This is a genomic window from Plantibacter sp. Mn2098 (assembly GCF_049319745.1).
Classification (GTDB): Bacteria; Actinomycetota; Actinomycetes; order Actinomycetales; family Microbacteriaceae; genus Plantibacter.
Genome location: NZ_JBMOUH010000008.1, coordinates 169,278 through 181,730 on the forward strand (window position 1 = coordinate 169,278; position 12,453 = coordinate 181,730).

Here is a 12,453-nt window from a genome sequence, read left to right on the forward strand (position 1 = left end):
TGCGCCGTCCGCACCGGCACGCGGCAGCCGCCTCACTCCGGCGTGACGTACGCCGAGCTGATGCCGCCGTCGACGAGGAACGTCGACCCGGTGATGAAGGAAGAGTCGTCGCTAGCGAGGAACGCGACCGCCGCCGCAAGCTCCTCCGGCTCGGCGAACCGCCCGACCGGGATGTGGATCAGGCGACGCTGCGCCCGCTCGGGATCCTTCGCGAACAGCTCCTGCAGCAACGGCGTGTTCACGGGGCCCGGGCAGAGGGCGTTCACGCGGATGCCCTGCCTGGCGAACTGCACACCGAGCTCCCGGCTCATCGCGAGCACACCGCCCTTCGACGCCGTGTACGAGATCTGCGATGTCGCAGAGCCGAGCACCGCGACGAACGACGCCGTGTTGATGATCGACCCGCGACCCTGCTTCACCATGTGCCGCAGCGCCGCCCGCGAGCACAGGTAGACGGACTTGAGATTGACGTCCTGCACCTTCTCCCACGCGGGGAGCTCGGTGGTCTCGATGGAGTCGTCGTCCGGCGGGGAGATGCCCGCGTTGTTGAACGCGACATCCACAGAGCCGTACGTCGCGGCCGCCGTGTCGAACAGGTTGTTCACCTGATCCTGATCGGTCACGTTCACCTGCACGAAGAGCCCGCCGACGAGCTCTGCTGCCGCCGCACCGGTCGTGGGGTCGAGGTCGCCGATGACGACGGTCGCGCCCTCTGCGGCGAACCGTTTCGCCGTCGCTAGGCCGATGCCGCTGGCACCGCCCGTGACGACGGCGACCTTCCCGGCGAGACGCTGGGTGAGGTCGATGGGGGTGATGGTCATGAGGTGTCCTCTCTGTCGCCCTTCGACTAGCTCAGGGGGCGGGTGGTGCGGGAGTGCGGGTGGTGGTGCTGAGGCCGGTGGGCCCTTCGACAAGCTCAGGGACCGGGGGTTGCGGCGTGGGGGCCGGGCTCAGGGACCGGCGGGCGGGTCAGTCGACGGCGATGAAGACGTTCTTCGTCTCGGTGAAGGCGAAGGGGGCGTCCGGCCCCAGCTCCCGGCCGAGCCCTGACTGCTTGAACCCGCCGAACGGCGTCGAGTAGCGGACGGAGGAGTGCGAATTGACGGACAGATTGCCCGACTCCACTCCTCGCGCCACCCGGATCGCCCGGCCGACGTCGCGCGTCCAGATCGAACCGGACAGCCCGTACTCGGTGTCGTTCGCGAGCTGCAGCGCATCGGCCTCGTCCTCGAACGGCAGCACGGTCACGACCGGCCCGAAGATCTCCTCGCGGACCGACCGATCGTCACGGCCGGGGGTCAGGACGGTCGGTGTGAACCAGTAGCCGGGCCCGTCCGGCGCGCTCCCGGTGAACGCGACGGGCGCGTCCTCCGGAACGAACGACCGGACGGAATCACGATGCGCGGCGGACACGAGCGGCCCCATCTCGGTGCCCTCCAACGTCGGATCACCGACGACGACACCCTGCACGGCCGGCTCCAGCAACTCCATGAACCGGTCGTAGGCCGAGCGTTCGACGAGGATGCGGCTGCGAGCGCAGCAGTCCTGGCCGGCGTTCTCGAACACGCCATATGGGGCCGAAGCCGCAGCGCGTTCCAGATCCGAATCGGCGAACACGATGTTCGCGCTCTTCCCGCCGAGTTCGAGCGTCACACGCTTCACCTGCTCAGAGGCGCCGGCCATGATGCGCTTGCCGACGGCCGTCGACCCGGTGAACACGACCTTGCGGACCGTCTGGTTGGTGATGAAGCGCTCGCCGACGACCGATCCGCGGCCCGGCAGCACCTGGAACAGCCCTTCCGGCAGACCGGATTCGAGGGCAAGCTCTCCGAGCCGGATGCTCGTGAGGGGTGTCCACTCCGCCGGCTTCAGGACCACGGCGTTGCCGGCGGCGAGGGCGGGGGCGAAGCCCCACGCGGCGATCGTCATCGGGAAGTTCCACGGGGAGATGATCCCGACGACGCCGAGCGGTTCGTGGAACGTGACGTCGAGGCCGCCCGCCACGGGGATCTGCTGGCCGAAGAGCCGTTCCGGTGAGGCGGAGTAGTACTCGAGCACGTCGCGGACGTGCCCGGCCTCCCACCTGGCCTGCGTGATCGGGTGCCCGGAGTTCGTCACCTCGAGCGATGCGAGGTGCTCCCGGTCGCCGTCGACGGCCGCGGCGAAGCGGCGCAGGGCGGCGGCCCGGTCGGCGGGGGCGACGGCGGCCCAGGCGCGCTGGGCGACGGCGGCCGCCGCGATCGCCTCGTCCGTCTCATCGACGCCGAGGTGGTCGACGGTCGTGACGACGGATTCGTCCGCCGGGTTCAGGATCGTGTAGCTCATGCGGTGGTCCTCGCATCGGTCGTTGGCGGTGGAGTGGACGGAAGCTGGTGGTCGGCGGCCGGCTCGACGGGCTGTCCGAGGGGCTGGTCGCCGCCCCGATCGCGATGCCGACGGGCCGCGTCGACGAGTCCGGCGAAGAGTCGCCGATCGGCCGCATCCTCCTCCGGATGCCACTGCACGCCGATCCCGAACGGGACCGCAGGCAGTTCGACGGCCTCGATCACACCCTCGTCGGTCCGGGCGGTGACGACGAGTCCGTCGGCCACGCGGTCGATCGCCTGGTGGTGGTAGACCTGCACGCCGAGGCGTTCGGATTCGACGCCGTCGAGGACGGCTGCGAGCTGTGACCCCTGGTCGACCACGACCTCCTTCGGGCCGAACACCGCTGCGCCCGGCTGATAGGAGTCGTCGCCGACGACGTCGGGGAGGTGCTGCACGAGCGTCCCGCCGAGCGCGACGTTCAGCAGCTGCACACCGCGGCAGATGCCGAGGAACGGCAGCTCCGATGCGATGGCGGAGGTGAGCAGCACGTCCTCCCAGGCATCGCGATCCGTCCGCGGACGCCCGGTCTTCGGGTGCGCGACCTGTCCGTACAGCCCGGGATCGACATCGGCCCCGCCCGAGACGATGAGACCGTCGAGGCGCGAGAGCACGGCGTCGGCGACCGCACGGTCCGCGGGCTGCGGCGGCAGCAGGACGACGATGCCGCCTGCATCGGTCACCGCGTCGAGGTACACCTTCGGGAGGAAGGAGGCCGGAACGTCCCACACCCCCGTCTGCGCTTGTTCGAGGTAGGTCGTCACGCCGATGACGGGAGGCCGCGACCCGGCGGCTGGACCGTTCGTCTCAGAGCCGCTCAAAACCGCGCACCCGTTCCCAGTCGGTGACGGCCGCGTCGTAGGCGGCGAGTTCAACGGCGGCGTAGTTGAGGTAGTGGTCGACGACCTCGTCGCCGAATGCGGCGCGAGCGATGGCGGACTGCGAGAACAGCTCGGCCGCCTCCCGTAGGGTCGACGGCACCCGCGGCGCCCCGCCCGTGTAGGCGTTGCCGACGAACGCGTCCTCCAGCTCCAGCTCGTTCTCGATGCCGTACAGCCCGGCCGCGATGAGCGCGGAGACCGCGAGGTACTGGTTCACGTCGCCGCCGGGGACCCGGTTCTCGACCCGCATGCCGGCGCCATGGCCGACGACCCGCAACGCGCAGGTGCGGTTGTCGAGGCCCCAAGCGACGGCGGTCGGCGCGAAGCTGCCGTCGACGTACCGCTTGTAGGAGTTGATGTTGGGCGCGAAGAAGAGCGTGAGTTCCCGCATCGCCGCGATCTGTCCGGCCAGGAAGTGCCGGAAGACCTTGGACATGCCGTCCGGCCCGTCCGCATCGCCGAACACCGGGGTGCCGTCCGTGCTCCGCAGGCTGATGTGGATGTGGCAGCTGCTGCCCTCGCGCTCGTTGAACTTCGCCATGAACGTCAGGCTCTTGCCGTGGCGGTCGGCGATCTCCTTCGCCCCGTTCTTGTACACGGAGTGGTTGTCGCACGTGACGAGCGCGTGGTCGTAGCGGAACGCGATCTCCTGCTGCCCGAGGTTGCACTCGCCCTTGACGCCCTCGCAGTACATCCCGGCGCCGTCCATGGAGTTGCGGATGTCGCGCAGCAGCGGCTCCATGCGGGTCGAGGCGAGGAGGGCGTAGTCGATGTTGTAGTCGCTCGCGGGGCGGAGGTCGCGGTAGCCCTTCCCCCAGGCTTCGCGGAAGCTGTCGTCGAACACGATGAATTCGAGCTCGGTGCCGACGAAGGGGACCAGCCCGTGCTCCGCCAGGCGTTCGAGTTGGGCGATGAGGATCTGCCTGGGCGATGCGACGACGGGGGCGTCGTCGAGCCACTTCAGGTCCGCAGTGACGAGGGCTGTGCCCGGCAGCCAGGGGATGCGGCGGAGGGTGCTGAAGTCGGGGATCATCGCCATGTCGCCGTAGCCGCGCTCCCAGCTGGACATCGCGTAGCCGTCGACGGTGTTCATCTCGACGTCGACCGCGAGCAGGTAGTTGCAGCACTCCGCACCGTGCGCCGCCGCGTCCTCGAGGAAGAGACGGGCGGACACGCGCTTGCCGATGAGGCGACCCTGCATGTCGGTGAACGCGACGATCACGGTGTCGATCTCGCGTGCCTCGACGGCGGCGGTGAGTTCTTCGAGGGTGAGGTTGCCTGAGCGGGGGTGGGTCGCCGTGTTGGCGGCGTGCACGTTGGCGTGCGCTGCGTGCTGGTTCGCGGTGCTGGGGTTCGCGGTGCTGGGGTTCATGGGCTGCTCCTCGGTCCCGCTGCCGCAGTCCGGCCGTCGGCCTGGCTACAACGTGCGGTGCTGTGGTGGGGCTTCGTTGCCGCCACGGATCGAATGGTGCCTTTCTCGACCATTACACCACACCGGATGAACCTCGCGTGGGGGAGTTTGGGTGAACTTTTGCGGATTGGACTGTGCTTCCGCAGGGCTTTGTTGGCTGATGGCTCTGGCGCATAGCTGATATCCACTCGATCAAAGGTATGTACACGCGACCTTTGCAGGCTCTATAGTCGTGCCAGCAACTGCACGGCCCCCGAATCGCACCAGCACGTCGGGCTCTCCCGACCAGAGCGCAAAGGACCCACGATGGCCAAGGACACCTTGAACGTCTCGGGCGTGACCTACACGACCGCCGACGCCGGCTACTTCGAGAAGCGGCGGTTGAAACGCTCCGCCGGCGTGTGGGGGCTGTGGGGGCTCGCGGTCGCCGCCGTCATCTCCGGCGACTTCTCCGGCTGGAACTTCGGCATCGAGTTCGCCGGGTTCGGCGGGATGGCCATCGCGTTCGTGATCCTCGTCGCCATGTACTACGGCATGATCTTCTCCATCGGGGAGATGGCCTCGGCGATGCCGCACACGGGCGGCGCGTACTCCTTCTCCCGGGCGGCGATGGGGCCGTGGGGCGGGTTCGTGACCGGCCTCGCAGAGACGATCGAATACGTCGCGACGACCGCGGTCATCGTATACTTCTCCGCCTCGTACGCCGGGGCGATCACCTCGGAGCTCCTCGGCTTCTCGATGCCGTCGTGGGCGTGGTGGATCATCCTCTACGCGGCGTTCATCGCGCTCAACTCCGCCGGCGCGAACATCTCGTTCAAGTTCGCGATCGTCGTCTCGATCATCTCCATCGGCATCCTGCTCGTCTTCTCCGTCATGGCGATCTTCTCCGGCCAATTCGCATGGGCGAACCTGTTCGACATCGCACCGGACGCCGGACAGACGGCGTTCCTGCCGCACGGTGTGCTGCCGATCCTGTTCGCCCTGCCGTTCGCGATGTGGTTCTTCCTCGGCATCGAGGAGCTGCCGCTCGCCGCAGAAGAGGCGCACAATCCGGTGAAGGACATTCCGAAGGCCGGATTCTGGGCCCGCGGAACGCTCATCGTGACCGGCCTGCTCGTCCTGTTCCTCAACACGGGCATCATCGGTGCGAAGGCGACGGGATCCGCCGGCGAACCGCTGCTCGACGGCTTCCGGGCGATGGTCGGCGACGGTGCGGCCGCCGTGCTGGCACTGTTCGCGCTCGTCGGTCTGCTGGCATCGCTGCAGGGGATCATGTTCGCGTACGGACGCAACATGTACTCGCTCTCCCGCGCCGGGTACTACCCGAAGTTCCTCTCGCTGACGGGGAAGCGGCAGACGCCGTGGGTGGCGTTGCTGGCCGGTGCAATCATCGGCTTCGTGGCCCTCATCGTCGTCGATGCAGCCGGTGGCGCCGATGGCGTCGCCGGTGCGATCGTCCTCAACATCGCCGTGTGGGGCGCCGTGCTCGCGTACCTCATGCAGATGGTCGCGTTCCTGCGTCTGCGGAAGAAGTTCCCCAACGCGAAGCGCCCCTACCGCAGCCCGTGGGGCGTGCCCGGCGCGGTCATCGCAGCCGTCATCGCCGCGCTCATCTTCGTCGGCTTCCTGCTGAACCCGACGTTCCTGCCGGCGATCATCGCGATCGTCGTCGTGTACGCCGTGATGCTGCTCATCTTCGCCGTGTACGGGCGCAAGCGGCTCATCCTCTCCCCTGAGGAGGAGTACGCGGTGTCCGGAGGACTCCACGGCGACCCGCAGGCCGAGGGGTACGGCGGTGAGGTCGAGGTCGAGTTGCTCGCCGCCGACGGCGTCGATGGCGTCGTCGCAGAGGCCGAACTCGTCACCTCCGCCGACGTCGACGATCCGGAGCCCGACGCCGTGCGTTGATGCGGTCCACAGACGTCGTCCGCACCCGTTCGTCTGTTCGCAATTCAGGAGCGCCCCGGCGTGTCGTCCGCGACACGCCGGGTTTCGCGCGTGACGCGCCGAGGCGCTCCTGAATTGCGAACGGATCCGGGAGCTTGGACGCCCGTAGGGTGGAGGCATGAGCATCTCCGCAGCTGCCCTGACCGATGTCGATGCCCAACTCGTGGAACGCGTTCGTCTCGCGATCTACCGCCAGTACGCCACAACTGGTGCGCAACCGCATCGCTCGGACGTCGCAACGGCGCTCGGGCTGCAGGAGGACGTGGTCGATGCGGCGTTCACGCGCCTCGCGGAGCAGCGGCACATCGCGCTCGACGTGCGCGGCGACATCGTGATGGCCCACCCGTTCGCCTCCACGAACCTCGGCTTCAGCGTGATGGGCGACCGCACGCTCTGGTGGGGCGGGTGCGCGTGGGACTCGTTCGCCGTCCCGCACCTCGTGCCGGGCGCATCGAGTGTCCTCGTCGCGACGACGTGTCCGGGATGCGGCGCCGCCCACGCCTGGACCGTCACGAACGAAGCGCCGCCGGCCGGCGACCAGCTCGCCCACTTCCTCGTTCCGACCACCCACATCTGGGACGACGTCGTCCACGCGTGCGGCAACCAGCGGATCTTCTGCGGTGAGGTGTGCATCGCATCGTGGCTCGCCGAGACGGGGAACGAACGCGGGTCAGTGTTCGACCTCGCGACGCTGTGGCGGCTCGCATCGCGCTGGTACGAGGGTCGACTCGACTCCCCGTACACAAGACGGGAGCCGATCGCCGCTGCCGCATACTTCGCGGAGGTCGGCCTGTCCGGCGCCTTCTGGGGCCTCCCGGACTGAGCCAGTCTGATCCGGTCTGACCCGGTGTGTTCACAACTCAGGACCGCCTCGGCGTGTCGGAGCAGAATCCGGCGGATCGACCGCGGCACGCCGGGGCGCTCCTGAATTGCGAACGGGAACGGAGTGGCTGGACGGGGAGCCTCGAATCCCAGCGGGGTGCACGATGGGCGGCCGGAATCGACGGCGGAGGGCGGCCGAAACCCACCCCGGACGGGTGAATGGGCGTGTCAGCGGTAGCCCCGGTAGACTGGAGGCGTGACGGATGCACGAGCCCAGCTCATCGACTACATCTCGGCCGAGGCCGTATTCCACGGTGACTTCACCCTGACCAGCGGGAAGAAGGCGACGTATTACGTCGACCTGCGCAAGGTCAGTCTCGATCACCGGGTCGCCCCGCTGATCGGTCAGGTGATGATCGACCTCATCGCCGACGTCCCTGACGTCTTCGCGGTCGGTGGTCTCACCATGGGTGCGGACCCCATCGCCTCGGCCGTCCTGCACCAGGGCGCAGCGCGTGGACTCACGTACGACGCGTTCGTCGTGCGCAAGGAGCCCAAGGACCACGGTCGTGGCCGCCAGGTCGAGGGCCCGGACCTCGAGGGCAAGCGCGTGATCGTCCTCGAAGACACCTCCACAACGGGCGGATCGCCGCTCGCCGCGATCGAAGCCCTCAAGAAGGTCGGCGCGATCATCGCCGGCGTCGCCGTGGTCGTCGACCGCAACACGGGCGCGCGCGAGATCATCGAAGCCGCCGGTTACCCCTACTTCGCGGCCATCGGCCTGGAAGACCTGGGACTCGCCTGATGTCCACCGACGGTTCTGATCGCAACGGAGCACCTGAACCGCACGAGGTCGAGGACGGCACCGATTGGCTGCTGTCCCAGCTCGGCGACGACGAAATCGATGGCACGGGTGCCGTCGACGTCGTCCGTCCGGATGCGCAGGACGATGCGATCGGGACCGACGGTGAGAGCGACGCCGATGCTGTCGATCCGCACGTCACGGAGCAGCAGGCTGCTGAGCCGCAGACAGCTCGGTTGACCACGCCCACCGAAGACTGGGCCGATGCCGCGACTCGCGTCATCCCGGTGATCCCAGCGGCGCCGGCGCCTGTCGAGCCGGTTGTGTCTGTCGAGCCAGGAGTGCCTGTCGAATCGGCTGTGCCCGTCGAGACGCCCAGTACGACCGGTCCGATCGACGCGAGTGCGTTCTCCTCAGAGGCGGAACTCCTCGCGTGGTGGCAGAGCCAGTTGGCCGCCAAGCAACAGGCGGCAGGAGAGCCGGTCGAACCCGCAGCGCCTGCCGAGTCCAGTGCGCCGGTTGAACCCGCAGCGCCAGCCGAGCCCGCCGCCCCTGCGGAACCAGCTCAGACCGCCGTGCACCCGAACGCGCTCACGCTGCCTCCGCTCGGCGCAGCCGACGGTGCCGGCCGCGTCGACCCGGTCGCTGCGCCGACTGCTGCTCCTGCTCCGAGGGACGACGACGCCGCGTCGACCAACCCGAGCGGCCTCATCTACAACGAACTCACCGTCGACACCGATGCGGTGCTCCTCGCCGCACCGACCGCCGCGTTCCGCACCCCCACGAACCCCGTGCCCGTTCCACCCGTCATCGAGGACGGTTCGTGGAGCCTCGGCAACGCCGATGATCCAGACGATGCGTCACCGGTCGATGCGCCGGGCAGCGCGTTCCGTCGACCCCAGGCGCCCGAGGACATCGAGACGGCTGCGCTGCCGATCGTCGGTGCGCTCGCCTCGAACGACCCCATCGCGTGGGCGTCGATCGAGGACAGCTCACCGGCGCACGCTGAGGCCGCCGTCGCGGCTGACGCCGCAGACGAGGCTGGGACCGAACTGGCCGATGAGGCCGATGTGGCCGAGCAGGACCTGCCGACCGAGTCGTGGAGCCTTGCAGAATCCGCCGACGACGACTTGATCGACGACGGCGCCGTCGTCACCCCGCCGGCCGGATTCACCTTCGCCGGCATCCCCGATGCCGGCCCCATCGACACGCCTGCAGATCTGCGTCCGCCTGTCGTGGAGACGCCTGAGCCGGAGCCCGCTGCGATCGAGGCTGAGCCGGTCGCCGAGGCAGAGGCCGTCGAGCCGGATGCTGCGGATCTTGCCGAACCGGAGTTCGCGCCTGCGGCCGAGCCGGAGGTCGCGCCTACGGCCGAGACGGTCGTCGCCGAACCGTCCGTGGTGGATGAAGCAGCCTCGGATGTCGACGCGCCAGCATCGTTCGACACCGACACCGACACCGACACCGACACCGACACCGACACCGACATCGACATCGACATCGACACCGAGGCCGAGAACGACTCCACCGCCGTGGCCTCGGTACCAGGCGTCGCGCTGACGGCTCCCGTCGTATCCGGGATTCCGTTCACGCTCGACCCCGTCGACACCGATCTCACGAGCACCGATCCCGGAGACGACCTCGGCGAGGTCAGCGATGAGACGCGCCCGTTCGACAGCCTCGGCGGCCCGATCACCACCGTCCCGGAGACGCCTGCCGCGTCCGCGTTCGGCGCTGCGGCGGCGAAGACTTTCCCAGAAGCCGACGATGAGGACTCGGACGAGCCGACGTCGACGCACTCGATCACCGAGCTCATCGCGACGATCGGTGTCGACACCACGGCCCAGCCGGCCAGCCCGTTCGGCGAGGAGCCGTTCGTGTGGGATCTCGCCCCGAACGACGCTCCTGACCCGCTCGTCCAGGCGGCACCTGCCACGGCTCCCGTCGCACTGCCGGACGTGCAGTGGGATGCGGCGGTGCTGCCGCCCGTGCTCCCTCCGGTCAGCTCGGCATCGCCCTCGGAACTCGCGCAATCGGACGATGCCGATGCGACGACGGCGATCGACGCTCCCGTCACCGACTCCCTCGCGGCCGCCTCCCTGCACGCGGAAGCGCTGCAGGACGACCTCGTCAGCGGGCCGCTGTCCGGCGCGATCAGCGTCGTCGGCGACGAAACGATCGCGACGGACGAATCGCTCACGCAGGACCCGCCGGTCGATGCCGAAGCAGTCATCGATGCTCCGGAAGCCGTGCTCCCGGATGCCGATGCCGATGCCGCGGCTGTAGCGGAAGCTCAGCCGGAGGTCGAGTCCGACGGTCCTCCGAGTGACGATGACACCGAAGCCGTCGGAGGCCCGGATGCAGCCGACGCCGAGCCGATCGACCTCTTCCCCACCCTGACGCTCACGCCGTTCGAGGCGCGCATCGCGGACGGCGACGAACAGCCGGCCGCAGCCGAGGAACGGCCGTTCGATGACCTGATCGCGCCCTGGGCTGCCGCTCCCGTGGCTGCAGAGGTGCCGACCGAGGGCACTACTTCATCTGAGGTCCTTGCTGAGCCCACCGTTTCACCGGAGGTTCCGACCGAGGACGAGGCTTCAGTTTCGGACGAGGCTGTCGCTTCGGACGAGCCTTCAGCTTCGGACGAGGCTTCCACCCCGGACGAGACTGTCGCTCCGGCTGCACCCGTGATTGCGCCCGCTTCGCCGGATGTCACCGCGGCGCCTGTCATCGACCTCGGCGGGTACGCGATCGATCCCGAGGAACTCGACGACGACTTCGACGACGAGATCGTGCAGTTCGACGCGGCTCCGTTGCCCGCGAGTGCTGCGGCCCCGGTCGCCGGATTCGCTGCTGCTGCTGCTGCTGCTGCCGATGCTGCGGCCCACGAACCCGAGACTCCCGCCGAGGCTGCGCCCAACGAGCTGGAGACGGCTGCGGCGGAGCCCGCTGCATCCGTACCGGCTCCCGAAGCGTCGCCCGTGACCGAAGCGGACACCGGAGACGTCCTCGACGCCGCTGAAGCGGAATCGGCGTCCCTCGCTGCCGCTGAGCCGGAGCCCGTCAGCGAGGAGCTCCGCCTCGAATCGCTCTTCGATCTGGGGCCGGACACCGACCTGGTCGATGTCATCTCTCCAGCGGAGCCCGCGGAGGAGATCCCACTTCCGACGCCCGCCTACGGGACGTCTGTGCGTCGCGGTGACGTCGCCGCCGATGCTGCCACCGCTGACACTGCCGACGCCGACGCGGTTGCCCCCGGAGCCGACGGTGTCGACGTCGCTGCCGGGCAGACGTCCGAGGACGTGCCGGCGAGCATCGATCCCGTCGAACCGGAGCAGTCCGTCACTCCGACCTCCGAATCCTTCACGCCGATCGAGACCGGCTGGCTCGCCGCAGGTGCGGCCGCTGCCGGGACCGATCCGGCGATCTTCGCAAGCGGGCCGGACGGACTCGTGGAGCCGGTCGTGCCGGCGCCGACAGAGGAGACTGACGCGTCGTCATCGACGGCGTTCGCATCGCCATCGGCTCCGGAGTTCGGCTCTGGCCCGCTCCTGCTGGGGGACGATGCGACGGCCGCCGTGTTCGGCACCGCTCCCGTCGAGGACTTCGCGGACGGCGAGACGACTGACGAGCCGACTCCGGATGCTGCCCTCGGCGGCGCGCACGCTGCCGGCGCCGAGTTCCTTCCCGGTGCGACCGGGGTTGCTGGGGTAGCTGAAGTTGGGGCAGCCGGGCTTGCCGGAGCAGCGGTCGGCGCGGGTGCGCTCGGCTTCAGCTCGCCCGATGGGCGTACGGTGCGCGAGGAATCGCCGACCGCGGGAGAGGCGACGCCTCCTCGACGCCAGGCCGCCGCGGACGACTCCACGTTCCCCGAGTACGTCGATGATGCGCACGCACCGCGCGGGGTCCCGCGCTGGCTGCTGTGGACGGTCGTCGGACTCGCGATCGCGGTGCTGATGCTCGGTGCGTTCTATCTCGGAACGCTCGTCGGTGGTGCGGGAGCGTCGACGTCGTCGGCGCCGGCCTCCGTCGGGACGACGTCGGTGGATGCCTCGGCCGTCGTGTCGCCTGACGTCGCGGCGTTCGCCGTCTCGTCACCCGCGGTCGCGTAGCCAGCCGTCCCGGAGCAGTAGCCCGTCGCAGCCGACCCGGCTCACGCGATCGTGTGCTGTTCGCAATTCAGGACGGCCGCGGCGGGTCGACGCGCCGAACCGGCGTGTCGGACG

The 12,453-nt window shown here is 69.2% G+C and carries 8 protein-coding genes; 4 read left to right on the forward strand and 4 right to left on the reverse strand.

Annotated elements, in window-relative coordinates:
• Nucleotides 1-32: 32 nt before the first annotated feature.
• The 4 genes from ACL9RL_RS13800 to ACL9RL_RS13815 form a co-directional block, all read right to left on the reverse strand.
• Entirely contained in the window at nt 33-821 is a 789-nt protein-coding gene (locus ACL9RL_RS13800; RefSeq protein ID WP_422780842.1) for a 3-oxoacyl-ACP reductase, read from the reverse strand.
• Nucleotides 822-969: 148 nt separating this feature from the next.
• On the reverse strand, nt 970-2,325 hold the full coding sequence (locus ACL9RL_RS13805; protein WP_422780843.1) for an aldehyde dehydrogenase family protein: 1,356 nt from the start codon (nt 2,323-2,325) through the stop codon (nt 970-972).
• The gene (locus ACL9RL_RS13810; protein ID WP_422780844.1) at nt 2,322-3,128 is read right to left on the reverse strand and encodes a gamma-glutamyl-gamma-aminobutyrate hydrolase family protein; all 807 of its coding nucleotides are present in this window, start codon (nt 3,126-3,128) and stop codon (nt 2,322-2,324) included. The genes ACL9RL_RS13805 and ACL9RL_RS13810 overlap by 4 nt, the downstream gene beginning before the upstream one ends.
• Before the next feature lie 43 nt (nt 3,129-3,171).
• Nucleotides 3,172-4,617: a glutamine synthetase family protein gene (locus tag ACL9RL_RS13815; protein WP_422780845.1), complete on the reverse strand. Its 1,446-nt coding sequence runs from the start codon at nt 4,615-4,617 to the stop codon at nt 3,172-3,174.
• Nucleotides 4,618-4,962: 345 nt separating this feature from the next.
• On the opposite strand from ACL9RL_RS13815, the gene ACL9RL_RS13820 reads away from it, so the two are divergent.
• The 4 genes from ACL9RL_RS13820 to ACL9RL_RS13835 all read left to right on the forward strand — a co-directional run bounded on the left by ACL9RL_RS13820 (nt 4,963) and on the right by ACL9RL_RS13835 (nt 12,339).
• Nucleotides 4,963-6,564 carry an amino acid permease gene (locus ACL9RL_RS13820; RefSeq protein WP_422780846.1) on the forward strand — a complete coding sequence of 534 codons (1,602 nt, stop codon included), beginning with the start codon at nt 4,963-4,965 and terminating at the stop codon, nt 6,562-6,564.
• Nucleotides 6,565-6,721: 157 nt separating this feature from the next.
• Nucleotides 6,722-7,426, forward strand: a complete 705-nt coding sequence (merB, locus tag ACL9RL_RS13825; RefSeq protein WP_422780847.1) for an organomercurial lyase — start codon at nt 6,722-6,724, stop codon at nt 7,424-7,426.
• Between the two features lie 255 nt (nt 7,427-7,681).
• Nucleotides 7,682-8,230 (forward strand): orotate phosphoribosyltransferase, encoded by a 549-nt coding sequence (gene pyrE / locus ACL9RL_RS13830; protein ID WP_422780848.1) that lies wholly within the window; start codon nt 7,682-7,684, stop codon nt 8,228-8,230.
• Nucleotides 8,230-12,339: a hypothetical protein gene (locus ACL9RL_RS13835; RefSeq protein WP_422780849.1), complete on the forward strand. Its 4,110-nt coding sequence runs from the start codon at nt 8,230-8,232 to the stop codon at nt 12,337-12,339. Before pyrE ends, ACL9RL_RS13835 begins: the two co-directional genes overlap by 1 nt.
• Nucleotides 12,340-12,453: the final 114 nt, after the last annotated feature.

Bases quoted from the DNA above. Each gene is read 5' to 3' on its own strand.
- ACL9RL_RS13800 (WP_422780842.1), bottom strand. From the start codon at position 821: ATGACCATCACCCCCATCGACCTCACCCAGCGTCTCGCCGGGAAGGTC.
- ACL9RL_RS13805 (WP_422780843.1), bottom strand. From the start codon at position 2,325: ATGAGCTACACGATCCTGAACCCGGCGGACGAATCCGTCGTCACGACC.
- ACL9RL_RS13815 (WP_422780845.1), bottom strand. From the start codon at position 4,617: ATGAACCCCAGCACCGCGAACCCCAGCACCGCGAACCAGCACGCAGCG.
- ACL9RL_RS13820 (WP_422780846.1), top strand. From the start codon at position 4,963: ATGGCCAAGGACACCTTGAACGTCTCGGGCGTGACCTACACGACCGCC.
- merB (WP_422780847.1), top strand. From the start codon at position 6,722: ATGAGCATCTCCGCAGCTGCCCTGACCGATGTCGATGCCCAACTCGTG.
- ACL9RL_RS13835 (WP_422780849.1), top strand. From the start codon at position 8,230: ATGTCCACCGACGGTTCTGATCGCAACGGAGCACCTGAACCGCACGAG.